23 protein-coding genes are annotated in these 26,079 nt (G+C 72.2%); 12 read left to right on the forward strand and 11 right to left on the reverse strand.

The window, feature by feature from the left end:
* Positions 1–223: 223 nt before the first annotated feature.
* Positions 224–565 carry a DUF3223 domain-containing protein gene (locus OGH68_RS33485; protein WP_319020259.1) on the reverse strand — a complete coding sequence of 114 codons (342 nt, stop codon included), beginning with the start codon at positions 563–565 and terminating at the stop codon, positions 224–226.
* A 692-nt stretch (positions 566–1,257) separates the two neighbouring features.
* Here OGH68_RS33485 and panD point away from each other — a divergent pair.
* From panD to OGH68_RS33500, 3 genes are read left to right on the forward strand one after another with little or no spacing between them, the layout of a single operon-like run.
* A complete protein-coding gene (gene panD / locus OGH68_RS33490) occupies positions 1,258–1,680 on the forward strand; it encodes an aspartate 1-decarboxylase (protein WP_264249207.1) in 423 nt (140 codons plus the stop codon).
* Positions 1,681–1,731: 51 nt separating this feature from the next.
* Entirely contained in the window at positions 1,732–1,890 is a 159-nt protein-coding gene (locus OGH68_RS33495) for a hypothetical protein (RefSeq protein WP_264249208.1), read from the forward strand.
* A 34-nt stretch (positions 1,891–1,924) separates the two neighbouring features.
* Positions 1,925–2,554: an aspartate/glutamate racemase family protein gene (locus OGH68_RS33500; protein ID WP_264249210.1), complete on the forward strand. Its 630-nt coding sequence runs from the start codon at positions 1,925–1,927 to the stop codon at positions 2,552–2,554.
* A 461-nt stretch (positions 2,555–3,015) separates the two neighbouring features.
* On the opposite strand, the gene gndA is transcribed toward OGH68_RS33500, so the two are convergent.
* A complete protein-coding gene (gene gndA, locus OGH68_RS33505) occupies positions 3,016–4,458 on the reverse strand; it encodes an NADP-dependent phosphogluconate dehydrogenase (RefSeq protein ID WP_264249211.1) in 1,443 nt (480 codons plus the stop codon).
* Positions 4,459–4,848: 390 nt separating this feature from the next.
* On the opposite strand from gndA, the gene OGH68_RS33510 reads away from it, so the two are divergent.
* The 7 genes from OGH68_RS33510 (at position 4,849) to OGH68_RS33540 (ending at position 13,095) form a co-directional block, all read left to right on the forward strand.
* Positions 4,849–5,610 carry a DeoR/GlpR family DNA-binding transcription regulator gene (locus tag OGH68_RS33510; protein WP_264249212.1) on the forward strand — a complete coding sequence of 254 codons (762 nt, stop codon included), beginning with the start codon at positions 4,849–4,851 and terminating at the stop codon, positions 5,608–5,610.
* Between the two features lie 125 nt (positions 5,611–5,735).
* The gene (locus tag OGH68_RS33515; RefSeq protein ID WP_264249214.1) at positions 5,736–7,103 is read left to right on the forward strand and encodes an ABC transporter substrate-binding protein; all 1,368 of its coding nucleotides are present in this window, start codon (positions 5,736–5,738) and stop codon (positions 7,101–7,103) included.
* A complete protein-coding gene (locus OGH68_RS33520; protein ID WP_264249216.1) occupies positions 7,100–8,110 on the forward strand; it encodes a carbohydrate ABC transporter permease in 1,011 nt (336 codons plus the stop codon). Before OGH68_RS33515 ends, OGH68_RS33520 begins: the two co-directional genes overlap by 4 nt.
* Positions 8,107–8,985, forward strand: coding sequence for a carbohydrate ABC transporter permease (locus tag OGH68_RS33525; protein ID WP_264249218.1), 879 nt, complete (start codon positions 8,107–8,109; stop codon positions 8,983–8,985). Before OGH68_RS33520 ends, OGH68_RS33525 begins: the two co-directional genes overlap by 4 nt.
* Entirely contained in the window at positions 8,982–9,971 is a 990-nt protein-coding gene (locus OGH68_RS33530) for a zinc-dependent alcohol dehydrogenase family protein (protein ID WP_264249219.1), read from the forward strand. Before OGH68_RS33525 ends, OGH68_RS33530 begins: the two co-directional genes overlap by 4 nt.
* A gap of 169 nt (positions 9,972–10,140) precedes the next feature.
* Positions 10,141–11,412 carry an ROK family transcriptional regulator gene (locus OGH68_RS33535; protein ID WP_264249221.1) on the forward strand — a complete coding sequence of 424 codons (1,272 nt, stop codon included), beginning with the start codon at positions 10,141–10,143 and terminating at the stop codon, positions 11,410–11,412.
* A 420-nt stretch (positions 11,413–11,832) separates the two neighbouring features.
* Positions 11,833–13,095 carry a transglycosylase family protein gene (locus OGH68_RS33540; RefSeq protein ID WP_264249222.1) on the forward strand — a complete coding sequence of 421 codons (1,263 nt, stop codon included), beginning with the start codon at positions 11,833–11,835 and terminating at the stop codon, positions 13,093–13,095.
* On the opposite strand, the gene OGH68_RS33545 is transcribed toward OGH68_RS33540, so the two are convergent.
* The 9 genes from OGH68_RS33545 to OGH68_RS33585 form a co-directional block, all read right to left on the reverse strand.
* A complete protein-coding gene (locus OGH68_RS33545) occupies positions 12,976–13,941 on the reverse strand; it encodes a DMT family transporter (RefSeq protein WP_264249223.1) in 966 nt (321 codons plus the stop codon). The genes OGH68_RS33540 and OGH68_RS33545 overlap by 120 nt on opposite strands.
* A gap of 200 nt (positions 13,942–14,141) precedes the next feature.
* Complete coding sequence (locus tag OGH68_RS33550) at positions 14,142–14,927, reverse strand: endo alpha-1,4 polygalactosaminidase (protein ID WP_264249224.1); 786 nt, start codon at positions 14,925–14,927, stop codon at positions 14,142–14,144.
* Complete coding sequence (locus tag OGH68_RS33555; RefSeq protein WP_264249226.1) at positions 14,924–15,583, reverse strand: spherulation-specific family 4 protein; 660 nt, start codon at positions 15,581–15,583, stop codon at positions 14,924–14,926. The genes OGH68_RS33550 and OGH68_RS33555 overlap by 4 nt, the downstream gene beginning before the upstream one ends.
* Positions 15,580–16,587: an NAD-dependent epimerase/dehydratase family protein gene (locus OGH68_RS33560; protein WP_264249227.1), complete on the reverse strand. Its 1,008-nt coding sequence runs from the start codon at positions 16,585–16,587 to the stop codon at positions 15,580–15,582. Before OGH68_RS33560 ends, OGH68_RS33555 begins: the two co-directional genes overlap by 4 nt.
* Before the next feature lie 6 nt (positions 16,588–16,593).
* On the reverse strand, positions 16,594–17,307 hold the full coding sequence (locus OGH68_RS33565) for a nucleotidyltransferase family protein (RefSeq protein ID WP_264249229.1): 714 nt from the start codon (positions 17,305–17,307) through the stop codon (positions 16,594–16,596).
* Positions 17,308–17,335: 28 nt separating this feature from the next.
* Complete coding sequence (locus OGH68_RS33570) at positions 17,336–18,331, reverse strand: SDR family NAD(P)-dependent oxidoreductase (RefSeq protein ID WP_264249231.1); 996 nt, start codon at positions 18,329–18,331, stop codon at positions 17,336–17,338.
* A gap of 127 nt (positions 18,332–18,458) precedes the next feature.
* Entirely contained in the window at positions 18,459–19,832 is a 1,374-nt protein-coding gene (locus OGH68_RS33575) for a hypothetical protein (protein WP_264249232.1), read from the reverse strand.
* Positions 19,829–21,322, reverse strand: a complete 1,494-nt coding sequence (gene pelF / locus OGH68_RS33580) for a GT4 family glycosyltransferase PelF (RefSeq protein WP_264249235.1) — start codon at positions 21,320–21,322, stop codon at positions 19,829–19,831. The genes OGH68_RS33575 and pelF overlap by 4 nt, the downstream gene beginning before the upstream one ends.
* A gap of 70 nt (positions 21,323–21,392) precedes the next feature.
* Positions 21,393–23,540, reverse strand: a complete 2,148-nt coding sequence (locus OGH68_RS33585) for a hypothetical protein (protein ID WP_264249237.1) — start codon at positions 23,538–23,540, stop codon at positions 21,393–21,395.
* 597 nt (positions 23,541–24,137) lie between these two features.
* Between OGH68_RS33585 and OGH68_RS33590 the strand changes: the two genes are divergently transcribed.
* Together OGH68_RS33590 and OGH68_RS33595 are read left to right on the forward strand one after the other, a co-directional pair.
* A complete protein-coding gene (locus OGH68_RS33590; protein WP_264249238.1) occupies positions 24,138–25,604 on the forward strand; it encodes an SDR family NAD(P)-dependent oxidoreductase in 1,467 nt (488 codons plus the stop codon).
* Positions 25,605–25,903: 299 nt separating this feature from the next.
* Positions 25,904–26,074, forward strand: coding sequence for a hypothetical protein (locus OGH68_RS33595; RefSeq protein ID WP_264249239.1), 171 nt, complete (start codon positions 25,904–25,906; stop codon positions 26,072–26,074).
* The last annotated feature ends 5 nt before the right edge of the window (positions 26,075–26,079 follow it).

The following is a 26,079-nucleotide window of genomic DNA, read 5'->3' on the forward strand; positions in this document are numbered from 1 at the left end:
AGCCCGTTCGAGTGAGTCCGGAAGGGCCCCTCGCCCGGCGGATCCGAGCCCCGCGCCGACCGTCTCCCCATGCCTCGAATGGCGCCGTAAGCCCCTACGAACGAGGGATTGGCAACGAACGGCTTCTCACCCGATGCGGTGGAGGTCCTGGAGCAACGGGCCACGGCCCCCGCACCCGGAGCACCCAGCGGGGTTCCCGGCAGGCGCGGTGGTCGACGATCTGTCACGTCCGCGGTCCTCGCGCGCCCACGGCATGCGGCTCTGGCACACGCGAAGTCGGGGGGAGGAGGAGAAGCCTGTCGGCCGTGGGGTCTTCGTTGACGTGGACTGCCTCGGGTCCCTTGTGGTTACCCCGCGGCGTTCTGCTGACGCGGAAATGTGCGACGCCCGGACCGACCTTCTCCGCTGCCTTCGGATGCATGTCGAGAAGGTCGCGCAGTAGCAGGTCGTCCTCCTCCTGGTCGACCACGGCGCCCACGCTGTGCCGGCACAGAATGTCGCGCACGGCCTCCTCTCGGGCCGCCTTCGTGGGGTAGCGGCGCTCGCCGATTGCGGCCTCGGGCACGGTTGTCCCTCTTCTCTTGGGGAAGATCCCACGGGCGCCCAACGCTGAGGCGTCATCTCATGCGGTGCGGCCCGGCATTGGGGCTCGTTCAGCTACTCCGCGACGCTGCCCATGAACGTGTGGATCTCGGTCGTGAGGTTGCGCATGTCCTCGCCTGGCCGCGTGCACTGTGGTGGTCTCGAACTGACGTCCTTCGGAGGGTGCCCGGTCGCGGATTCCCCGGGTCAGCTATAGCCATGGCCATGAGGATTGCCGGTTTGGCCAACCGGCGATGCCTGCTGTGTTGCCGCGCCGTTTCGGCCCCTCAGATTCCCTGTTGCACCATGGGCTCCGCCTCCTTTGAGGCAGCGTAGAGAGTGCTTGGGTCGGCTGCCCCATGGCAGCGCGCCGGCCCGGCTCCTGGCCGACCGCCTTCGCTCCTGACTGCCGCCCGGACCGTCCGGAGTGACGCTGATCACGGACGCCCTGTGCAGGGTGCTGCGTAGGCTTGTGCCGTCGTCGCGGTGGGTCCGGGAGAGCGGGTGAAGCACTCCTGTACTTGCCTGACGGCACGTCAGGGAAGTCGGCAAGTGGTCGGTATGAGTCCTGAAACATGGGGAATGCTGCCCGGCCTTGCGACTCGTTGTAGAGTAGGGAAACCGCCCTTGACCTGCAAAAACGCAGGCAGGGAGCTCAGATCCAGGAGTACCTCGATGATGCGTACGATGTTCAAGTCCAAGATCCACCGGGCCACCGTGACCCAGGCCGACCTGCACTACGTCGGCTCCGTCACCGTCGACCGCGATCTCATGGACGCCGCCGATCTGCTGCCGGGTGAGCTCGTGCACATCGTCGACATCACCAACGGCGCGCGGCTGGAGACCTACGTCATCGAGGGGCAGCGCGGCTCCGGCGTGATCGGGATCAACGGGGCCGCGGCGCACCTGGTGCACCCGGGCGACCTGGTGATCCTGATCAGCTACGCCCAGGTCGAGGACGCGGAGGCCCGCGCCCTGGTGCCCAGCGTCGTCCACGTCGACGCGGACAACCGGATCGTGGCCCTGGGCTCCGACGCCTCCGAGCCGGTGCCCGGTACCGACACGGAGCGCAGCCCTCAGGCGACCTCCGCGCTCTGACGCCCGGGGAAGGACGACGACCTGCAGGCGGGGCAGCTGCTCCGGGCGACCGTGGGCAGTCCGTGGATCCGCTCCGTCGACACCGCCAAGTACGTCAGCGCCGCGCCCGGCGCCGATCCCTGGGTGGGCCCCGACCAGACGGTCCTCGAGCAGATGCTCGCGTCCTTCGAGCCCGGAGAAGCACCGCCGGCGCCCGTCGTGGCCGGTTGAGGCCGCCGGTGACAGCGGCACTAGCATCGCGCTCATGCTCGTGCTGCTCCACACCTCCGCCGTCCACGTGCCCGTGTTCGACGCGCTCAGGGACCGGGATCACCCGTCCCTGAGCCTGCGGCACCTGGTCCATGACGAGCTGCTGGCCCGCGCGGTACGGGACGGGCCCGAGGCGGTGGCCCCTGCGGTGGAGGACGTGCTCGCGGGCGCGGTCGCCGACGGCGCGAGTGCCGTCCTGTGCACCTGCTCGACGATCGGCGGGGTCGCCGAGGCGTGCGGGCCGCGGCTCGGGGTCCCGGTGCTGCGTGTGGACCGGCCGATGGCCGCCGCCGCGGCCCGGCACCGGCGGGTCCTCGTGGTCGCCGCGCTGCACAGCACCCTGGAACCGACCGCCGCCCTCATTCGTGAGGAGGCCGCCGGACGTGACGTCGAGCTGACCACACGGCTTGTCGACGGTGCCTGGGAGCGGTTCCAGGCGGGGGACCGTGACGGTTATCTGGACGCCGTGGCCGCCGCCGTCGAGGACGTGGGCGGCTCGGACGTCGTCGTCCTCGCCCAGGCGTCGATGGCGGACGCCGCCGACCGTGCCGACAGCCGGGTGCCGGTGCTCTCCAGCCCCCGGCCCGGCCTCCGGGCGGCTGCCGCTGCCGCGGCCGGCACCTGACCGCGGCACCGGGCACCGGGCCCCGGGGCACGGCGGCGGGGCAGCCGCCGGACAGCAGGGCCGCTCTCGCCGCCCGCTGGGCGGTCGCCGCCGGGCAGCGGGACTGCCCCCGCCGCCCCGGCCACGCAGCCGGCCGTACGGCGGGACCGCTCCCGCCGCCCGCGGGAACGCCGCCTCTCGTCGTGAGTGGATCGCACCGGGGTGGGAACGCGGACAGCGGAGATATCGACCGCACCATGGAGGCCGGCATGACGCACCCGTACCCCGACCCCGCACCACCGGTGCCGACGCCCGACCCCGGGGCGCCACCGGACCCGGGTCCGCTGCCCGGGCCGGTGCCGACGCCGAGTCCGCCGCCGGTGCCCGCACCGGACCCGATCCCCAGGCCGCCGGGGCCCAGCCCGGACCCCGTGCCCGAGCCGGAACCCCAACCGGGACCCGCCGGGCCCTGACGGGGCCGGTCAGCCCGCGTCCACCTCCGTGCGGTCACCGCCCCAGAGGGTGTGGAAGGAGCCCTCCCGGTCGGTCCGCCGGTAGGTGTGCGCTCCGAAGAAGTCGCGCTGCCCCTGCGTGAGCGCAGCGGGCAGCCTCGCCGCGCGCAGGGCGTCGTAGTAGGCCAGGGCCGCGGAGAAGCCCGGTGTCGGTACGCCCTGCCGGGCGGCCGTCGCGACGACCTGCCGCCAGTCGTCCTGCGCCGCGCCGATCTCCTCGGCGAACTGCTTGTCGGCGAGCAGGCTCGGCAGATCCCGCCGCTCGTCGTACGCCCCGCGGATCCGGTCCAGGAACGCGGCCCTGATGATGCACCCGGCCCGCCAGATCGCCGCCACGGACCCGGCGTCCACGTCCCAGCCGTAGGCGTCGCTGCCGGCCTGCACCTGGTGGAAGCCCTGCGTGTACGACACGATCTTGGACGCGTACAGCGCCTGCTCGACCTGGTCGGCGAAGCGGGCCGCGTCCTCGGGCTCCAGCGGCTCCGGCTGCGGACCCGGCAGCGAGCGCGAAGCGTCGCGCAGTCCGGCGTGGCCCGAGAGGGACCGCGCGAACACCGCCTCCGCGATTCCCGACACGGGCACCCCCAGGTCGAGCGCGATTTGAACCGTCCAGCGGCCCGTACCCTTCTGCTCCGCCTGGTCCAGGACGACATCGACGAACGGCTCGCCCGTCGCCGGGTCCGTGTGCGCCAGCACCTCCGCGGTGATCTCGATCAGATACGAGTCGAGGCGCCCCGTGTTCCAGGTGCGGAAGGTCTCGGCGATCCGGCCGGGGGAGTAGCCCGCGACCGCGCGCAGCAGGTGATACGCCTCCGCGATGAGCTGCATGTCGGCGTACTCGATGCCGTTGTGGACCATCTTCACGAAGTGGCCCGCGCCGTCCGGTCCGACATGGGTGACGCACGGTGTGCCGTCGGGGGCCTTCGCCGCGATCTTCTCCAGCAGCGGACCGAGCGAGGCGTACGACTCGGCCGAGCCGCCGGGCATGATGCTCGGTCCGTGCAGGGCGCCCTCCTCGCCGCCGGAGATCCCGACGCCCACGAAATGGATGCCGCGCTCCCGGAGCTCCTTCTCACGGCGCCGCGTGTCGGCGAAGTGGGCGTTGCCGCCGTCGATGATGACGTCGCCCTCGTCGAGCAGGGGCGCGAACTCCTCGATCACCGCGTCCGTCGCCTCGCCCGCCTTGACCATGATGACCAGGCGGCGCGGCCGTTCCAGCGCCGCGACGAAGTCCTCCGCCGACTCGGCGGCGACGAATGTGCCTTCGTGGCCGAACTCCTCCACCAGGGCGCGGGTCCTGGCCGCCGTACGGTTGTGGACGGCGACCGCGAAGCCGTTGCGGGCGAAGTTGCGGGCCAGGTTGCGGCCCATCACCGCGAGTCCCGTGACGCCGATCTGAGCTGTGCCACTCATCTGTGTGCTCCTGGATGTCCGTCGGAAGTACGTCCGTGCCGTCGTGCCGCTGTCGCCCCTCGTACACGTACGCATACGTCCGGGCGGCCGGGGCCATTCATCGATCGTCCGCGTACGGGCGCTGCCGCGCACCCTGCCCGGGTCCCGCGCCCGCACCCGGGCACCGTTCGGACTCCGTCACGCCCCCAAGCGGGCACCGGCATGACCTGTGGCGCACCCGCACATCACTGCCCACCAGCTACGACGCGATGGACGAAACGGGCATGAACGGGCACACCGCAGCCCGCGAAGACGCTGGTCCAGCGGCCCCGATTGCTAGTACAAACGACGCATGGGCCCGAACGGACGTCGAGCCCGCCAGTAAGACCAGCACCAGCAGGGATGTGCGTCGTGGACACCGAGGAACGCCGACGGGGCATTCTCGACACGGCCCGGCAGAACGGGTCGGTCGAGGTCAATGCGCTGGCTGCCCGGTTCGCGGTGGCCAAGGAGACCATCCGCCGCGACCTGACGACCCTGGAGGAGCACGGACTGGTGCGGCGCACGCACGGCGGGGCGTATCCGGTCGAGAGCGCCGGCTTCGAGACGACGCTCGCGATGCGCACCACACGTCATGTACCGCAGAAGTCGAGGATCGCGGTGGCCGCCGCCGACCTCCTCGGCGACGCCGAGACCGTCTTCGTCGACGAGGGCTTCACCCCGCAGCTCGTCGCCGAGGCCCTGCCGAGGGACCGGCCGCTGACCGTGGTCACCGCCTCGCTGGCGGTGGCGACCGTCCTCGCGGACGCGGAGAGGATCGCCGTGCTGTTGCTCGGCGGCCGGGTCCGCGGCCAGACCCTGGCCACGGTCGACCACTGGGCCACCCGGATGCTGGCCGGTTTCGTCATCGACCTGGCGTACATCGGAGCGAACGGCATCTCCCGCGAGTACGGCCTCACCACACCCGACCCGGCCGTCGCCGAGGTCAAGGCGCAGGCCGTGCGCAGCGCGCGGCGGTGCGTCTTCGCCGGCGTGCACACCAAGTTCGGCGCGGTGAGCTTCTGCCGCTTCGCCGAGGTGGGGGACCTCGAGGCCGTCATCACCGACACAGGCCTCTCCTCGGCCGAGGCCCAGCGCTACTCCCTGCTGGGGCCGCAGGTCATCCGCGTCTGATCCGACACCTCCACAGCAGCAGCCACCGCACCCGCCCCCGCGGGATGGCCCGTCACACCCAGAAAATCCGAACAAACCGCTCGAAACCGGCACAATGAGCCGCTCTTAATCCCCAGGAGACATCCATGACCCTGAAGCGACGACACCATGGAAAGCGCATCAGTGCGGTTGCCGCCACGGCTGCCCTCGTCGTCCTCGCCGCAGGATGCGGGGGTGCCGGCGGCGGTTCGTCCTCCTCCGGAGGCAACGGGACCCTGAACGTGCTCATGGTGAACAACCCGCAGATGGTCGAACTGCAGAAGCTGACCGCCGACCACTTCACCAAGGACACCGGCATCAGAGTCAACTTCACCGTCCTCCCGGAGAACGACGTCAGAGACAAGATCAGCCAGGACTTCTCCAACCAGGCCGGCCAGTACGACGTCGCCACCATCAGCAACTACGAGGTACCGATCTACGCCAGGAACGGCTGGCTGCACTCCCTCGACACATACGCCGCCGAGGACACGGCCTTCGACCAGAACGACATCCTGGCGCCCCTGCGCCAGTCGCTCACCGCCGAGGACGGCAGGCTCTACGGCCAGCCCTTCTACGGCGAGTCGTCCTTCCTCATGTACCGCAAGGACGTGTTCGCGGCGAAGGGCCTGACCATGCCCGACAAGCCCACCTGGCAGCAGGTCGCCGACCTCGCCGCGAAGGCGGACGGCGCCGAGAAGGGCATGAAGGGCATCTGCCTGCGCGGCATGCCCGGCTGGGGCGAGGTCATGGCTCCCCTCACCACTGTCGTCAACACCATGGGCGGCACCTGGTTCACCGAGGACTGGGAAGCACGGCTCGACTCGCCCGAGTTCACCAAGGCCACCAAGTTCTACGTCGATCTCGTCCGGGAGCACGGCGAGGCGGGTGCGGCCCAGTCCGGCTACGCCGAGTGCCTCAACAACATGACCCAGGGCAAGACCGCCATGTGGTACGACGCCACCGCAGGCGCCGGCTCCCTGGAGGCCGCCGGTTCCCCGGTCAAGGGGAAGATCGGATATGTGCCCGCGCCGGTCGAGAAGACCGACAGCTCCGGCTGGCTCTACACCTGGGCCTGGGGCATGCAGAAGGCGTCCACGAAGGCCGACAACGCCTGGAAGTTCATCTCCTGGGCATCGAGCAAGGAGTACGAGGAGCTGGTCGGCAAGCAAATCGGCTGGGCCAACGTGCCCGCCGGCAAGCGGGCCTCCACCTACTCCAACCCCGAATACCTCAAGGCGGCGGGCGCGTTCGCGGACGTCACCAAGCGAGCCATCGCCGAGGCCGACCCGAAGAACCCCGGCACCCAGCCCCGCCCCGCGCCCGGCATCCAGTTCGTCGGCATCCCCGAGTTCACCGATCTCGGCACCAGGGTGTCTCAGGAGATCAGCTCGGCCATCGCCGGCCGCCAGTCCGTCGAGGCGGCCCTGAAGAAGTCGCAGTCCCTGGCCGAGAAGGTTGCCGAGGAGTACCGGTGAGTACACCGCTGAGCACACCGTTCCCCACACCCGCCGGGCAGCGGCCGCAGACCGCGGCCGGCACGGCACCCGAGCCCCCGCCCTCCGCGCCGCGCACGGCCGGCCACAGCGACCGGATGCGTGCCTGGGCCACCAGGGCTCCACTCCTGCCCGCCCTCGTGTTCCTGATCACGGTCACCCAGCTGCCCTTCGTGGCCACACTGGTGATCTCCCTCTTCGACTGGAATTCCCTCGCCCCCGACGAACGCGGCTTCACAGGCCTGAGCAACTACGCCTCCGTGTTCACGGACGCCTCGATGCGCGCCTCGGTCCTGACCACCGTGCTGCTGACCGCGAGTGTCGTCATCGCGAGCGTGGTCCTCGGACTGCTCCTCGCGCTGCTGCTCGACCGCACCTTCTTCGGCCGCGGCATGGTGCGCACCCTGCTGATCACCCCCTTCCTCCTGGTGCCCGTCTCGGCCGCGCTGCTGTGGAAGCACGCCCTCTACAACCCCGAGTACGGGCTGTTCAACGGCGCCCTCACCTGGGCCGCCGGACTCTTCGGCATCGACTCCCCGGCCCAGCCCGACTGGATCTCCGAGATGCCGCTGCTCGCCGTCGAGGCGGCGCTGGTGTGGCAGTGGACGCCGTTCATGATGCTGATCCTGCTCGCCGGACTGCAGAGCCGGCCCGCGGAGACGCTGGAGGCCGCCCGGCTGGACGGCGCCGGGCCCTGGCAGACCTTCCGGTACCTGACCCTGCCCCATCTGCGCCGCTACCTCGAACTGGGCGTTCTGCTCGGTTCGGTGTACATCGTGCAGAACTTCGACGCCGTGTTCACCCTCACCTCCGGCGGGCTCGGCACCGCCAACCTCCCCTACACGATCTACCAGACCTTCTACCAGGCGCACGAGTACGGACTGGCGTCCGCCGCGGGAGTCGTCGTCGTGATCGGCACCATCGTCATCGCGACCTTCGCACTCCGGGTGGTCTCGTCCCTCTTCCGTGAGGAGGCGACCCGCGCATGAGCACCGCCACCGTCCGACCGTCCCACCAGGCGCTGCCGCCCGCGGCACGCAAGGCCCGCAGGCGCTCCGCAGCCCTCGGCCTCGTCGCCTGGATCGCCGGCGTCGCGTTCTGTCTGCCCGCCCTGTGGATGCTGCTCACCTCCTTCCACTCGGAGGCGGACGCGGCCACCAACCCGCCCTCGTTCGCCGCCTCGCTCACCCTCGACGGCTACCGCGAGTTCTTCGGGGGCGGCGGCGGACCCACGCCGTGGCCGCCGCTGATCAACTCCCTGTCCGCGTCCCTGTTCTCGACCGCGCTCGTGCTGGTGCTCGCGCTGCCCGCCGCCTACGCGCTGTCCATCCGGCGGGTGCGCAAGTGGACCGACGTGATGTTCTTCTTCCTGTCCACCAAGATGCTGCCGGTCGTCGCCGGGCTGCTCCCCGTCTACCTGTTCGCGAAGAACACCGGGATGCTGGACAATGTCTGGCTGCTCGTCATCCTCTACACCTCGATGAATCTGCCGATCGCGGTGTGGATGATGCAGTCGTTCCTCGCCGACGTCCCGGTCTCCATCATCGAGGCCGCCCAGGTCGACGGTGCCCGGCTGCCCACCATTCTGGCCCGGGTCGTCGCCCCCGTCGCCGGCCCCGGCATCGCCGCCACCGCGCTGATCTGCTTCATCTTCAGCTGGAACGAGCTGCTCTTCGCACGGGTGCTCACCGGCGTCGTCGCGCAGACAGCCCCCGTGTATCTGACCGGATTCGTCACCAGCCAGGGCCTCTTCCTCGCCCAGCTGTGCGCCGCGTCCGTCGTCGTGTCCCTGCCGGTGCTCGCCGCCGGCTACGCCGCCCAGGACAAACTCGTCCAGGGCCTGTCCCTTGGAGCCGTCAAATGAGGGCAGCGATCGTCGAAGCCCCCGGCAAGGTCGTCGTCACCACCGTCCCCGACCCGAGCCCCGGACCGCGCGAGGTCGTCGTCTCGGTGGCGTCCTGCGGCCTCTGCGGCACCGATCTGCACATCCTGCAGGGCGAGTTCGCGCCCACCCTCCCGATCGTGCCCGGTCACGAGTTCGCCGGCGAGGTCGTCGGCATCGGGAAGGACGTCACCGAACTGGCCGTCGGCGACCTCGTCGCCGTCGACCCCTCCCTGCACTGCCACGAGTGCCGCTACTGCCGCAGCGGCCGCGGCAACCTCTGCGACAACTGGGCCGCCATCGGCGTCACCGTCCCCGGCGGCGCCGCCGAGTACGCCGTCGCCCCTGTCGCCAACTGCGTCAAGCTCCCCGGCCACATCGACGTCGGGGACGCCGCCCTCATCGAGCCCCTGTCCTGCGCCGTACGCGGCTACGACGTGCTCAGCAGCACCCTCGGCGCCGAAGTCCTCATCTACGGCTCCGGCACGATGGGCCTGATGATGCTCGAACTCGCCAAGCGCACCGGCGCCGCCGACGTGGACGTCCTCGACGTCAACCCCGACCGGCTCGCCACCGCGGGGATCCTCGGCTGCTCCCGCACCGCGGCCTCGGCCGACGAACTCGACCGTCCCGGCGGCTGGGACGTCGTCATCGACGCGACCGGCAACGCCAAGGCCATCCAGGACGGTCTCGGACGCGTCGCCAAGGGCGGCACGTTCCTCCAGTTCGGTGTCGCCGACTACGCGACGACCGCCGTCATTGAGCCGTACCGCGTCTACAACCAGGAGATCACCATCACCGGCTCCATGGCGGTGCTCCACAGCTACGAACGCGCCGCCGCGCTCTTCGCCGCCGGCGTCCTCGACCCGTCGGTGTTCATCAGCGACCGGCTGCCGCTGGAGCAGTACCCCCAGGCGATCGACCGCTTCCAGGCGGGCCAGGGCCGCAAGATCGTGGTGGAGCCGTGAGCCGGGCCGGAGCACCGGCCCCGGGGAAGGCGCGCTGAGCGGCCTCCTGCCGGAGCCGGGAAACCGCACCGCCACCGGCCGGAGCCACGGCCGGTGGCGGTGGGCGTGTGCCCCTGTCCGGGGAGCGGCGACCCCGCCGCGGTATGTTGCGTCCAGGGGAAGGAGCACCATGGCGGCAGGCAAGAGACGGACAGTGCGTGACCTGCGGCGCGGCAACCGCGCCCTCGTCCTGCAGCGGCTGTACTTCGACGGCCCGCTGAGCCGCCAGGAGCTCGGGCCGGCCACCGGACTCAGCTCGGGATCGATCAGCAACGTCGTCTCCGAACTCGTCGCCGAGGGCCTTCTCGAGGAAGCCGGCATCGTCGACTCGGACGGCGGCAGACCGCGGACCCTGCTGCGTGTCGCCGCCGGCAGTGGACTCCTGATCGGCATCGACATCGGTGAGACCCGGGTACGGGCCGAGCTCTTCGACTTGTCCCTCACCGAGCTGGCCCGCACGGAGCGGCCCCTCGCCCAGCATGGCTACGACGTCGACCGCATCGTCTCCCACGTGAGCGCCGCCGTCGCCGACGTCCTGCGCGACGGCGAGGCGGACCCCGGCCGGCTGCTCGGCGTCGGCATCGGAGTGCCCGGCATCGTCGAGCACGCCGCCGACGGCGCGGTCGTGCACGGCCAGACCATCGGCTGGAGCGCCGTCCCCTTCGAGCAGTTGCTGCGCAAGGCCGTCGAAATCCCGCCAGAGGCACCGCTGTCCATCGACAACGGAGCGAAGACCCTCGGGCAGGCGGAGATGTGGTTCGGCGGCGGCCGGGGCGCGGCCTCCGCCGCGGTCGCCCTCATCGGCTCCGGTGTCGGCGCGTGTGTCGTGCACGCCGCGACGCCGGACGAGAGCACTCGCACGGACGCGCTCGAATGGGGCCACACCGTGGTCCACATCCGCGGGCGGCGCTGCCGATGCGGCTCGCTCGGCTGCCTCGAGGCGTACGCGGGCGCGCAAGCGCTGGGCGAGCGCTGGCGGGAAGCGGGCGGCCCGCTGCCGGCCGGCACGGACGACGAGTCGGCCCTCGGCGCGCTGCTGGCAGCGGCGTACCCGGAGCAGGGGGCCGGGGACCGCGAAGCGCTGGCCCTGCTCGACGAGACGGCCGAGTACCTGGGCGCGGCGGTCGCGGACCTCGTCAACCTCTTCCGCCCCGAGCGCATTCTCCTCGGCGGGTGGGCGGGGCTGCTGCTCGGCCCGCACATCCTGCCCGAAGTCCGGCGTTTCGCGGGCGAGTACGCGCTCCAGCACGCGGCGTCCCGGACGACGATCGAACTGGGCCGGCTGGGCCCGGACGCGGTGACGGTGGGCGCGGCGACGCTCCCCCTCTCCGCCTTCCTCACCCACGGCGGCACCCGCCCCACGGGCGCCCCGAACTCCGTCGCCTCCCGGCCGCCGTCCTGACCAGGTGACTTCCCCCTCCCGCCTCCCGCGTCCACCGGGCCGGGCCATCCCGGCGGGGGCGGGGGTGCGGGGGCGCCAGCACCCGCGTACCCCTTCCCCGCCGGGGGGCCGGTTTCGGGGGAAGCTCCGGCCGGCGGCGGCGTACGCCGGCCTCCGGAGCGGGGGCTGTCCGCCCGCCACGCGGTGGGGGACCGGGGGGTGTGCCGGCGCGTAGCCGCCGTCAGGGGGTGTGGGGGCGGCAGCCCCCGCGTGCCCCTTCCCCGCCGGTTTCGGGAAGGGGCGGGGTGGGGGAAATCCCCGCCCGGCCCATGAACGGCGGGATCGGGCCAGCGTTGGGCTGAAGCCTTGTCACTGTCCGTACGTGCCCTCTAAGTTGGCCGATTGCGACATGACCTGAATTGCGCCCAGGGGGAGACCGCCATGGCCGGAACCGGTCGGCACCGCAGATACCAGCCGAGCCGTATCAACCGCGCTTCGTTCACCGTCACCGCCGGCGGCGCCGGCATGGCCCTGCCCCTGATCGGGGCCGGGTCCGCGCACGCCGCGTCCGTGGACGCGTGGGAGAAGGTCGCGGCCTGCGAGTCCACCGGCGACTGGCGGATCAACAGCGGCAACGGCTACTACGGCGGTCTCCAGTTCAGCCAGGCCACCTGGGAGGGCTACGGCGGCCGGCAGTACGCTCCGCGCGCGGATCTCGCCACCAGGGACCAGCAGATCGCAGTCGCGGAGAAGGTCCTCGAAGGACAGGGGCCGCGCGCGTGGCCGACCTGCTCGGCCGAGGCGGGGCTGACCCGTGGTGGCGAGGCCCCGGACATCGCGAGGACGGGACCGCAGGAGGCCGCGCCGCCCAAGCGGATCACGCCGAAGAACGCCGCGTCCCCGACCACCGTTCCGACGCAGCGCGAGGGCTACACCGTCGCCCGCGGCGACTCGCTGTCCAAGATCGCACGCTCGGAGCGCGTCAGGGGCGGCTGGCAGCAGTTGTACGCACGCAACCGCACGGTCGTCGGGGACGATCCCGATCTGATCTTCCCGGGACAGCGGCTGACCCTGCGGGGCAGGTCTGCCCCGCCCGAGGAGCGGACGTCCTCCGGAAACGACCGCCCGGCAACGAAGCCGCAGGCCAAGCCGGCGCCCCGCCCGGAAGCGAAGCCCGAGCCGAAGCAACAGCCGAAGCAGCAGCAGAAGCAGCAGCCGAAACCACGGCAGCAGCCGAAGCCGCAGCCGAAACCACCCACCGCGGCGCCGAAGGCGCCCAAGGCGCCCGTCGCGCACACCGCGCCCGCCGTCGCCCCCGTCGCGGCCGGCCCGTCGACCTCGTACCGCAAGGCGGGTTCGTCGTGGTCGAGCGGCTACCACACCGGCGTGGACTTCCCGGTCCCGACCGGGACCTCCGTGAAGGCCGTCGCCGCCGGGAAGGTCGTCTCGGCCGGCTGGGGCGGCGCGTACGGGTACGAGATCGTCGTCCGGCACGGCGACGGCAGGTACAGCCAGTACGCCCATCTGTCGGCCATGAACGTGCGCGCGGGCCAGCAGGTGAGCGCCGGTCAGCGGATCGCCCGCTCAGGATCCACCGGCAACAGCACGGGACCGCATCTCCACTTCGAGATCCGTACGGGCCCCGGGTACGGCTCCGACATCGACCCCCTCGCGTACCTGCGGGCCAGAGGCGTGACGATCTGAGCCGGCCCGCCGGGGCAGCCCGCTGCCCAGACGTTCGACGGTGAGCAGGATCAGCCCGCCGGCCGCCACCACGCCGCAGCCGAGGGCGAGCGTCGTGCCCGCCACGCCGTAGCGGAAGTCCTCGCCGAACATGGTGATGCCCACGACCGCCGCGACGACCGGGTTGACGACGGTGAGCGTCGCCAGCGGCGCGGCGAGCCCCGCGCCGCGGTAGGAGGCCTGGGACAGGAGCAGGCCGCCGGTGGCCAGCGCGGCGATGACCGCCAGGCTCGGCCACTGGGCGAACGGTGAGCCCCACGTCCAGTCCACGGCCACCGATTTGGTGAAGACGGAAGCGATGCCGAAGGCGACGCCGGCCGCGCCTGCCAGCAGCACACTGCGCTGGATCGGCCGCTGCACGCCCTGGGCCGCCAGGAAGAGCAGCGCCACCGTGCCGAGGGTGGCCAACGCGAGCGCGCCGCGCCCGGCGGTGTCCAGGGGGCGGGATTCCGTCTCCCCCGTGAGGGCGAGCAGCCCCGCGAGGCCGACGGTCGCCATGATCGCGCCGCGCCAGGCCGTGGCGCCCGCCCGGCGCCGTACGAACAGCGCGGCCATCGGCAGCGCGAAGACGATGGTCAGTGCTCCCAGCGGCTGCACCAGGCTCAGCGGGCCGTATGCGAGGGCCACCACGTGCAGGACCGCTCCCGTGCCGTTGAGGGCGACGGCGGTCCACCATCCGGGCTGGTGGAGCGGTGCGTACGGGCGTGAGGGGGTGGTGGTCGCCACGTGCTCCTGAAGGATCGCCCCGGCCGCGTAGGCGACCGCGGAGACCAGCGACAGGATCACGGACAGCGCGAGGGAACTCATACTGACCACCCTGTCCCCCTTCTGCCGTCACGTCGTCGTTCTTGAGCAGGCACTTGCCCGTACTGCCGAAGTAGTACGGGGACGGGATCAAGGTCCGCCTCCGGGTGGGGGCGCGCGCCGCGGCCGGAGGGGTCGGGGTGCACACGACTCGCCTCCAGTATCCGTTCGGCGGCCGTCACCCGCCCACTTCGCGGTGCTGATCAGCAGGGCCGGCGCCACGCCCCCAGGTCGAGCCTCTTGCGCATCGAGCTGAGGCCCAGGCGCTCGGTCTCGCCGCAGAACCGGTCCAAGGGAAGCGCGTACTCGACATGGAAGACGGCCTTCCCCGCCTCGACGAAAGGTGTCAGCGCCGCGCAGTCCCCGTACTGGGCGCACTCCTCGTTCACGGCGAAATCGAAGTCGTCGACGAGTTCGGGCACCTGGTCCAGGTCGTTCTTGAGGCCGACCGACAGTCCCCGTTCATGGGCGAGCCGCGCGATCATCCGGTTGTAGGCGAGCTGGTGCGCGGCCGTCAGCGGGAAGCCGGTGTCGTTGGTCCAGCCGTCGAGCAGGTCGGGTTCGACCGCGTCGAAACCGCGTTCACGGCACATCTCGATCCGCGCGGCCATCAGCGGCCGCAGGACGTCGAGCCGGCGGATGTCCAGCCAGCGCTCGCCCGCCCAGCCGTTGGGCGAGCCCAGCACCGAGCGCGGGAACTGCCCGGCGTCGGGGCGGAAGTCCTCCCACGCCCCGGCATTGATGTAGCAGATCACCTTGCGGCCCTCGCGGTGGAGCCTTCGCACGGTCGAGGCGTCGTTCTCGAACCCGTCGATGTCGTAGACCGGTACGTCGACGCCGTGGTCGATCCTCCCGTCCAGCTGCCACTGCCAGTCCGTGCCCGGCCGCGGCAGCCACCGCGGCCGGGAGCCGCCGCCGTCGGGTGCCGTACACGCGGCGAGCAGCGCCAGTACCAGGGCGGCGACAACCGCGCGGGACCGGGGACTCATGACGCCTCGCGCAGGGCCGGCGGCAGCGCCGACCACGGGTTCGGCCCCCGGCCCGGTACGGCGCAGTGCACCGCGGCCCGGCGCAGTGCGGCGGTACGCGCCGCCAGCCCCGCCAGCCCGCGCGGCACCCCGTGCACCAGGTGGCAGAACGCCTCCGGCGGGTGGGCCTCGGTCCACGAAGGCGCGGCCGGTGCCGCGCGGTACGCTTCCCAGCCGCCCTCGAAGGTGACCAGCAGATCGGCGAACGCCGCGTAGCCGGGCGCCGGGTGCAGTCCCGGATTGAGGACGACCGTCCTCGCGCCGTGGGACCTGGCCTCCCTGGTCAGGCGCCGGTAGTGGCGCACCCCGGCCTGGTCGGGCACGACCTGGTCGAGGAAGACTCCGTCCGTGCCGTACCAGTCGCGGTGACGCCCGTAGTCGCCGGCGACGGCCCGGGCGGAGCGGCGACCGTAGTCGGTGTCCACGTAGCCGAGCACCCGCACTCCGGCCGACCGCAGCGCGGCCGCCGCGCTGACGAACCCGGCGTCGGGCGCGCTCCCCGGACCGTCGGCGGCGTTGAGCACGACGCCGTACAGCATGGGAGCGCGGTCGACGAGGATCCGCCAGGCGGCCGGGTCGACGGCGGGGTGGACATAGAGCGGAACGAGCAGCTTCATGCCGGGCCGATCGCCTCCCGTACGGAGCCGGTGCCGGGGCCGGTGTCGGAGCCGGTACTGACACCGGGGCGGCGACCGGCACCCGCGCTCGCGCCCCTGCCTGTGCCCCCGCCCGTACCACCACCCGCCACGGCCGCGTGCCACAGGTCGGCGACGGACTCGGCCAGTGCGCGGCGCGGCCGCCAGCCGAGCGCGATGCGGGCCGCTGAGATGTCCGCCGCCTGCCACGGCACGGCCGCCGAGCGCGCGGAGCCGTCACCGGCCTCGTCGAGCTGCCCGGTGAACCCCGCCGCCTCGATCAGCAGAGAGGCCAGCTCCCGGACCCGGGCCGGTTGCCCACTGCCGATGTTGACGACCGGCGGCAGCGGTTCCTCGGCGGTCACGGCCGCGGCGACCGCGTCCGCCACGTCTCGTACGTCGACGAAGTCCCGGTGTGCCGACAGGTCGCCGACCCGGACCCTGCCCCGCTCGCCGGCCCGCCGCAGTTCTGCGGCGAGCCGGCCGGCCAGCCCCGACGACGGAGCACCGGGACCGACCGGGTTGAAGACGCGCAGCACCACCGCGTCGACGCCGGAGGCGGTCACGGCGACCGTGCCTGCCAGCTTCGTCGCACCGTAGGGGCCGAGCGGCCGGGTCGCGGCCGACTCGGCGACGGGTTCACCGGGCACGCAGGGACCGTACTCGGCGGCCGAGCCCAGATGCACGAGACGCGCGCCCGGCACGGTGTCCCGCATCGCCTCGCACAGGGCGGCCGGCCCCCGTGCGTTGACGTCCGTGAGCCGTACCGCGCTGCCCGCAACGAGGCCCGCGCAGTTGACGACCACATCGGGCGCCGCGAGCCGGAGCGCCGACTCGAGCACGTCGGGGTCGGCGGTCAGATCGGCCTCCAGGTCGGAGCCGAGGTTCCGGCCGCCGAGCAGCAGCCGGACGTCCGCCAGGGCACGCAGTCTTTCTGCGGTGTGACCGCCGATGAATCCGGTGGAGCCGAGCAGGAGGATGCGCACCGGCGTTCACGCTCCCTTGAGCAGGAGGCCGCGGTGGGTGGTGAACTCGGCATTGGCGCGGTCGTAGTCGTCCGGCCGGCCGATGTCGAGCCAGTAGCCGTCGAACTCGTAGGCGTGCGGCGGGTCTCCGGCCTTCAGCAGGTCCAGCATCAGTTCGTCGAAACCGAGCGGCAGGCCCGGCGTGTACCCGGCGAGGGTGTCCCGGCTCAGGCCGTACACGCCCATGGAGACCCGGTAGTCCATGCTCGGCTTCTCCGCGAAGCCGGTGACCCGGCCCGACTCGGTGGTCAGCACCCCGAAGTCGATGGCGACCTTGCGCGCGTACGTCGCGACGGTCAGCGGCGCGCCGGAGTCGGTGTGCCGGGTGAGCACGTCGCCGTAGTCCAGGTCCGTGAGGACGTCCCCGTTCATCACGAGGAAGCGCTCCGGGAGCCGGTCCATCATGGTGAGCAGCGGGCCCATGGTGCCGAGCGGGCTGTCCTCGGTGGAGTACCCGACCCGCAGACCCCACTGGGAGCCGTTGCCGACGTAGGCGCGGATGATGTGGCCGAGATGGCCGATCGCGAGGGTGCAGCTGGTGAAGCCGGCGGCGGCCAGCTGGCGGAGCACGATCTCCAGGATCGCGTGCCGGTCACCGATGGGCACCAGCGGTTTCGGCAGTGCGGTCGTGTACGGGCGGAGCCGGACGCCCTTGCCTCCGGCGAGTATCACTGCGTGCATGGGGCTCCCCTGTGCGTCGGACGCTGCGTCAGATGTTGTAGATGCCGGTCTTGTAGCGGGCCAGATTGGCCGGGTTGCGGAAGAAGTCGATGGTGTGGCCGAGACCGCGCTCCAGGTCGTACTCGGGCCCCCAGCCGGTCGCCGCGCGCAGCCGGGAGGCGTTGGCGACCAGACGCATCACCTCGGAGGCCGCCGGCCTGATGCGCTGCTCGTCCTGGCGTATCTCGAGCTCCGCGCCCATCAGCTTGCCGATGAGTGCGGCCAGTTCGCCGACCGACACCTCGCCGCCGGTGCCGGCGTTGAAGGTGCGGCCCACGACGGCGTCGGCGGGTGCCGTGCCCACCGCGAGGAACGCGTGCGCGGTGTCCTTGACGTACAGGAAGTCGCGGGTCGGGCGGGGGTCCCCGAGGGTGATGGTCCGTGTCCCGGCCGCGACCTGTCCGATGACGGTGGGGATGACGGCGCGCATCGACTGGCGCGGCCCGAAGGTGTTGAACGGCCGCAGTGTCACCACCGGCGTGCCGAAGCTCGCGTGGTAGCTGTCGGCGAGCCGGTCGCCGCCCGCCTTCGAAGCGGCGTAGGGGGACTGGGTGTTGATCGGATGGTCCTCGCTGATCGGCACCGTCCGGGCGGTGCCGTACGTCTCACTGGTGGAGGTGTGCACCAGCCGGGGGATGCCGAGCCGCCGCACCGCCTCGAGCACGTTGAGCGTGCCGGTGACGTTGGTGTCCACGTAACTGTGCGGCGCCTGGTAGGAGTAAGGGATCGCGATGAGGGCGGCGAGGTGGTAGACCGCCTCGGCTCCTTCGACGAGCTGCTGGACCGAACCCGGGTCGCGGACGTCACCGAGGACGATCTCGACCTGATCCAGCACGTCGGGGGAGAGGGTCTCCAGCCAGCCGTAGGAAGAGAAGGAGTTGTACTGGGCCATGGCCCGGACCCGGAAACCCGCGGCGACGAGTGTCTCGGTCAGATGCGAACCGATGAACCCCTCTGCCCCGGTGACGGCGACCAGCGTGTTCACGAAACAGCTCCCGTGGTGGATGTCGGAGTGACGGAGTTGCGGACGGACGGAGTGGCGAGCGGACGGACTGCCGGAGGGACGAACGGAGTTGCGGGCGGACGGACTGCCGGAGGGACGGACATGGCGGTCAGCGGTGCGCGGTGGGCCGGCAGAGCTGCCGCACCGCGGTGAGGACCAGGACGACCGCCGCCGCCGTGCCGCAGACGGTCCGTACGGCTTCCTGCGGCAGCCCGGCCGCCGCCCAACCGGCTTCCGCGGCGGCGGCGAGAAGTGTCACCAGAGCGGGGACCCACGGCAGCGCGAACGCCTGGAGCAGCAGCGCCGTCCACAGCACGACGCCGAGCGTCAGCAGGGACAGCAGGGCGCCGGGGCCCCTCCCGAGCAGCAGGGCACCGGCGGCCAGGAGCGCCGAGTACCCCGCGAGGCAGCGCACAAGCGCACCGGCCGAACGCAGCGCGAAGTCACGCATGCCGACGCTGCTCCGCAGGGCGCCCACGGCGAGGGACCGGAACCGGTACAGCAACCACTCGGCACCACCCATGCTCAGCGTGAGCACGACGACCAGGGCGGGATCCCTCGCCCCCATGAGCGCCGCGAGCACTCCCGCACCGAGCCCGAACACGCTGTACGGAAGCGACCGCAGCAGCCCGGACCGGCCGCCCGCGGAGTCGGCCGGTCCCGAACGGAGAGCGGCCCGTACCTGGTGCGCGGCGGCCGCAGCTGCCAGCACGACCGTGGCGAGCAGCAGCGCCACGGCCGGCTGCACCGGCGGCCTTGCGGCCGCAGTGAAGGCGGCGCCGGTGGCGACCGGCAGCAGCGAGGCCAGCAGCAGCCCTTCACGGCCGAGGACGAGCAGAACACTCGCCGCGGCCAGATAACAGGACTGGCCGGCGGCGAACACGGCGCCCGCGCCGGGACCCGCGACGGCCAGCCCGGCGGCCGAAGCGGCCAGCGCCCCCGCGGGCGCACCCACCGCCAGGGTCCGACCGGCCGCCGCGCGGCCCCCGGTGCCGAGCCGCACATGGGCGCGATGGCTCAGCCCCTGGTTCCACGCCCATCCGGTCAGGCCGGCGACGACCAGACCCGCCACGTCCGCAGAGCCGTGCCACAGGCCGCCGCCCAGCACATAGGCCAGTCCCGGCAGGGCGAAGACCAGGCCGCGCAGCACGCAGCGGACGGGGTCGGCGCGCCACGGGTCGGCGGCCGGGGGCGGCTGCGGGTAGTGGCGTGGCACCCGCTCGTACAGGTCCTCGGCCAGCGTGAACAGGTCCGGGCGGCCGTAGCGTTCGGTGACCTGATCGGGTGTCAGCCCGTCGGACTCGAGCAGGGCCGCCACCTCGTAGGGATGCACGGCGGACGCGATCGGCTCGAAGAGCCGCTCGGCCAGTTCGTCGGCGGGGTCCGCGGCCCACCCGGGCCGCCGGCGCGCACGGGGGAGCGGTGCCACCAGGGAGGACGGCGCGTCCCCGTCGCCGGGGACCAGCCGCAGCGGGCCGCTCACGCGGTCGCTCCCGCGGTGGCGACGGGGCGCAGCGCGACGGCTTCCCGTGCGCCGAGGGCCAGTTCGAGATAGACCGAGCGGAAGGTGTCGACCGTCTGCCGCAGGGTGAACTGCTCGATCACCCGCAGCCGCGCCCGCTTGCCCAGCACCGTCCGGCGCGGCGCGTCCCGCAGCAGCTCCAGCGCCGCACGTGCCATGGCCTCCGGCTCCCGCGGCGGTACGACCAGGCCGCACTCGCCGACGGCCTCCCGGACCCCGCCGACATCGGTCGAGACCGTCGCCCGCCCGCACGACATGGCCTCGATCAGGGTGAACGGGAAACCCTCGCTGATGCTGGACAGCATCACCACACTGCCGGACGCGTACGCGTTCCTGATGTCGTCCACCCGTCCCTCGAAGCGGACGGCCCCGGCCTGCCCCAGTTCGGCCGCGAGCGCCTCGCAGCTCTCCCGGTACGTCTCCCCGCCGCGCGGCGTGCCGCCGAACAGCCTCAGCCGTGCCTCGGGCAGCTCCCGCCGTACGAGCGCGAACGCCCGGATCAGTGTCCCGAGGTCCTTGATGGGGTCGACCCGGCCCGCCCAGCTCAGCGTCGGCGTCGTGGGCTCCGGCCCCGCCGGCGGGAACGCGGCCGGGTCGACACCGTTGTAGACGGTGCGTATCAGCCGGGGATCGGCGCCGCCGCGCTCCTCCCAGAGCCGGTTGTACCGGTTGCCCGGCGTCACCAGGGCGGCGACCCGGTACGTCTCCTCGGCCAGCAGCCGGAAGAAGCTCAGCAGCAGCGCCTTGACCGGCCAGCGGTACGGCCCGGTGCGATAGCCGAGGTAACGTTCCCGCAGATAGACGCCGTGCTCGGTGAGGAGCAGCGGCACCCCGTGCTCGTGCGTGCCCACCAGACCGGGCAGCGCCGCGATCCCGCCGCTGACGGCATGCGCGACCCCGGTCCGCGGAGGTGCCGCGGCCAGCGGCCGCAGGGCGTGCTCCAACAGGTCCGTGGCGGTGAGCGCGTCGTGGAGGGTGGGCCGCGCGGCGGACACCGGAAGGCCGCGCCGCGTCCAGAGGCCCGCGAGGACACGCACCGCGCGGTCGGACCGCAGCACGGGTGCCAGCACGCCGTCACGGGCGGCGCGGGCCAGCTCGTACAGTGCGGGCCCGAACCCGTCCTCGGCCGCCGGGTCGACGAGCGCGGTCAGAAACCGTTCGTAGACCTCCGTCAGCCGGCGCAGCCGTGCGCCGCGTGGCGGCCGGCCCGCCGGGGCGGGACCCCACATGGGCACGGTGACCGGGTCCGCGACATGCGGCGGCAGCTCCCAGACGACCGGCTCGCGTCCGGTGCCGGTCACCGCGGTGACGCGGAAGCCGACGTCGGGCATGCCGCGTACGAGCTGGTCGCACCAGACGCTCACCCCGCCGTGACTGTGCGGATATGTGCCCTCGGTGAGGAGGGTGACCTGCGGCGCGCCGGAACGCGGCGGCCCGATCCTCGGTGCCATGCGGAACTGTCCCCCGGTGTGTACGAGCGGTACGAGTCGTGCGAATGGTCCGTCGGCGTGCCGGTGCGGCTCAGCGCGCCGGCCCGTGTGCCACCGGCTCGCGCACCCCTCGGGGCAGCGGCAGCCGCGGAGTGCGCTGCCGAGCCGGTTCTGTACCCTCAACGCGGACGAGCGCGGGCGCCGGTGACGTGGCCGGCAGGGCGAGCGTGACCCGGTCCTGCAGCAGCCCCGGCGACACCCAGCCGGAGACCGAACCGGCGTACGGGGTGCCGAAGGGGGGCGAGCCCAGCAGCTGGTTCTGGCGGGTACCGGCCGGCATGGTGGCCGTGACCCGTACGCCGGAGGGCGCCCGCACGGTCACCGTGCCGCCGACGCGGTACGCGGTCACCTGCCCGGCCGCCACCGCCGCCCGCCACGCCGCGCGGTCCCGCAGCTCGGCGCCGATGTCGCGCTGACGCAGGTTCACCAGCGGGGCGCTGTCCGCGAAGAGGCCGGCGTAGGTGTCGAGGACACGGTCGAGCACCGGGTAGGCGATGCGGTCCTCGGCCAGATTGGACTGGTGGATGAAGTGGGGCCGCGGGTCGCCGGACAGCACATGGCCGAGCGCGATCCGGGCCTCCAGCGGGACGAGGTACTCGGCGTATCCGGTGGCCGGGTCCAGCGGCTCGTCCAGACACGTGGTGACGGGCGAGGACTCGCAGATGCCGCTGCCGCCGTCAGCGGCCCGCGTGTAGATCCAGTTGTACTCGTCGATCTGCTCGGCGCTGCGGCCCGCGTTGTAGAAGATGTTCATCGGGTAACGCGGCACGGTCAGGGCCGGGCCGACCCGGCGCTGCTCGCCGTCGCGGGAGTGGTCGGAGGCCAGGGACGTGATCGCGTTGTCGGCCAGTGCGGGCGCGAGGTTCGGGTTGTCGTCAGGCTGCTGCGGGAGGACCTTGAGGCCGGAGTGCTCGCCGGTGACCAGTTCGTCGGCCCTCATCGGCAGTCCGGCGCGCCGGCCCCAGGCACGGTTGTCCGCGATCTGGCCGGCGATCTCGGCGCGGCTCACGTACTTCACACTGCCGTCCGCGTTCCTGGCACACGTCCACGGGACGGTGGAGACGTCCTGGACGCAGCCGAGGAACGGGTGGTTGTAGGTGTGGTTGACCCACCGGTAGAGGTCCCTGTCGGCGGTCAGCTGCCGGGCCAGCGGGTCCGCGCCGCCGTTCTCCTCCTTGAACAGCTCGCTGCCACCGCCGTTGAAGACCATGTCCAGGGTGAAGTCCCTGGAGACCGACCATCCGGCCGCGTAACGGGCGTCCTCCGCGGTCATCCGGATCGCGTCGGGCTCGCCCTGTCCCGGCGGGCAGTCGACGTCGCCGGGCGTGCAGTTGAGCTCGCTGTCCCAGCGGTCGTCGGCGGCGAGCACGTCGTCCACGTGGACCGCGAAGTGATGGCGGCCCGCACCGAGCCGCACGCTCTGCGTCATCCAGTCCAGGATGCCCCGCGCCAGCAGCCGGAACTGCTGCTGGTACCGGTTGTAGACGAAGGTGACGACAAGCTCCCGGCGGCCGTCGTGCCGGTATTCGCCCACGAGCGACCCGCGCCCGCCGGAGCCGGGCACGGGGACGTCCACATAGCTGGTGAAGTCCGCGCCGGCCGCCGGCAGCGCGGCATGGGCGTAACTCTCGCTCACGGCAGGCGAGTTGTCCTCGAAGGGGACGGGACCGTCCAGATAGCCGAACGGCCCCGCCCGGCCCGCCGCCGTCACGGCCGCCCGCGCACCGTCGAGCGAGCCGCTGTAGCCGCCGTGCACCGGAAGCGCCAGACCCACCTCGGGCCGGGCGTAGGTGTACGCGTCGACCTGCGGGATCGCGAAGCTCTTCTCGTACTCCGTCAGCGCCGCCAGCTCCGCGTCCGCCATCCCGGCCGGGCTGTCGCTGGGCAGCACCACCGCCTGGTACTTGGCGCGCGGCCGCCCGTCCACGGTGTCGGCGAGGAACGCCGCGTCGATCTTTGGGCGCTGTGCGACGCGGAGGTCCACGCGGGTGAACGGGGTGCCCTGGTCACCCAGTTCGGCGGCGATCGCGTCGACGGCGGGACCGCCGTCGTCGACCACGAGCACCCGCAGGTCGACGCGTGGCGCGGGCGGCTCCACGGCGCCCGCCGCGGGTGCCAGGAGAACCGGCAGAAGTGCACCCGCGCAGGCGAGAGCTGTGGCACGGACGGTGCGCATCAAAGTGGTCCCTCCCCGACAGGGCATGCCGGACCCCCATCCGGCATGCCCTGTCCCCCCAGAAGTGGCCGGACCGCAGGGCGACCGCCACATCGGCTCTGTCGGATCACATAGTGAGGTGCGCTCCGGTGGAAGTGTGTGGGCATTGTGAAACCTGGCGCAAAACGGAGGTGGCGGTCGAGGCCGGCCGTCGGCTGCGGAGCGGGACGAGGGGGGTGGGAGAGCGACCGCCCCGCCGGTCCGATCGCCAGGCGGCACCGGGGGCAAGCGGTTGTTGGAACGGTCTGTCGACTTCAGTGATCCAGACCATGTGGCGTCGATGTCGATCAAACGGCCGTAGCTCACAGATTCGGCCAACCTGCGCGTCCGGCGCTCTGCCGCGGGCGCCCGCTCCGTCTCCGGGCCGTCCGTGCGGACGCCGAGGCCGTCCGTGCGGACTCGCCCGGACCGTCCGCGGACTCGCCCGGACCGTCCGCGCTTCGTCTGCAGGTCCCACCTCAGATCTCACGTGACGGGTGTCATTTGGTCGGTAACCCAACAGTCAGTAAAGTCGAGCCTTTGAAACGTGGCATTCGAGTGACCGAGGAACGGCAACCAGCGATGACGGTGACAGAGGACAGCCCGGTGGCGTACGGGCCGGGCATCGACCCGGAGCGGCTGGCCGTCTGCCTGAGCGTGCTCGAGGAGCTCGACAAGCTCGAGGTCGACCACCCGGACGCGATCGCGGTGCGCCGTGCGACGGCCGGGGTCTACCGCACGGTGAAGCAGCGCCGGCGGCAGGAGCGCCGCGCGGCCAAGACGGCGCACGACAAGGCCGTCACGGAGGCGACCGCGACCGGTTCCGCTGCCCGGATCGACGACGAGACGCAGGGCGTGCTGCCCTCGTCCTCCTCCCAGGGGGAGATCGCGGGCATACTGCGGCGCCCGCGTTCCTGCTACATCTGCAAGACCCGCTACGTCGAGGTCGATGCGTTCTACCACCAGCTGTGCCAGGCGTGCGCGGCCGAGAACCGCGCCCGGCGCGACGCGCGCGCCGATCTGACCGGCAAGCGCGCCCTGCTCACCGGCGGCCGGGCCAAGATCGGTATGTACATCGCGCTGCGGTTGCTGCGTGACGGTGCTCACACCACCATCACCACCCGCTTCCCGAACGACGCGGTCCGCCGCTTCAAGGCGATGCCGGACAGCGACGACTGGATCCACCGGCTCAAGATCGTGGGCATCGACCTGCGGGACCCGGCGCAGGTCGTCGCCCTCGCCGACTCGGTCGCGGCCGAGGGCCCGCTCGACATCCTGATCAACAACGCCGCCCAGACGGTCCGCCGTTCCCCGCAGGCGTACCGGGAGCTGGTCGCCGCCGAGTCGGGGCCGCTGCCGGCGGGCGAACTTCCGTCGGCCGAGGTCATCGGCACGTTCGGCAGCGGCGCCGTCGACTCGGTGGCCGCCCTGCCGTCGGCCGGCGCGGAGGGGCTGACGGCGCAGCAGGTCACGGACCTGGCCCTGGTCAGCGGCTCCGCCTCGCCCGAGCGCATCGCGGCGGGCACGGCCATCGACGCGGGCGGCCTGGTGCCCGACCTGCACGACACGAACAGCTGGATCCAGACCGTCTCCGAGGTCGACCCGGTCGAGCTGCTCGAGGTCCAGCTGTGCAACTCCACCGCGCCGTTCATCCTGATCAGCCGACTCCGTCCGGCGATGGCAGCGGCCGCGTCGCGGCGGAAGTACGTGGTGAACGTGTCGGCCATGGAAGGCGTCTTCAGCCGCGGCTACAAGGGCGCGGGCCACCCGCACACCAACATGGCCAAGGCCGCGCTGAACATGCTGACCCGCACCAGCGCGCAGGAGATGTTCGAGGCGGACGGCATCCTGATGACGGCCGTCGACACCGGCTGGATCACCGACGAACGTCCGCACCCCGACAAGATGCGTCTGGCGGACGCCGGTTTCCACGCCCCGCTCGACCTGATCGACGGCGCGGCCCGCGTCTACGACCCGATCGTGCGCGGCGAGGACGGCGAGGACCTGTACGGCTGCTTCCTCAAGGACTACGCCCCCGCCAACTGGTAGGCCATCGCCTCACATCGCACCACGTGCCACGGCCGGTGCATCCGACTCGGGTGCACCGGCCGTGGCTTTCGGTCCGGACGCCGGGAGCGGCCTGAATCGAGCGGAATTCGCGGCGCTATCGAGCGCGGCGCCGCTCATTTGGTTATCTTGGGGTGGACGGACGAGCCACCAAGGGATCCACAAACTCCCTTCGGCCGTCCTGGGACAGGTCTGCAACCAGGCCGCGGTCCCGCCCGAGTGACGGCGCCACCGCGACCGAACTGCCCCTGTCCCAGTTTCGCGACACGAAGGAGTGCGCGGTGACACCAGATGTGAAGCAAGACCAACGCCCGTCGGAGCGCGGCGGCGAACGAGCCGGCAAGACCGAAGAGCTCGGCAATCTCGAGGTCTGGGCCCGCTCGGCCCCGATCCGGCTCGCCGGATACGAGGAGGACCTCGCCGAACCGCACATCCTGCCGGGCATCGACTGACCAGC

The sequence above is a fragment of the Streptomyces peucetius genome, assembly GCF_025854275.1.
Classification (GTDB): Bacteria; Actinomycetota; Actinomycetes; order Streptomycetales; family Streptomycetaceae; genus Streptomyces; species Streptomyces peucetius_A.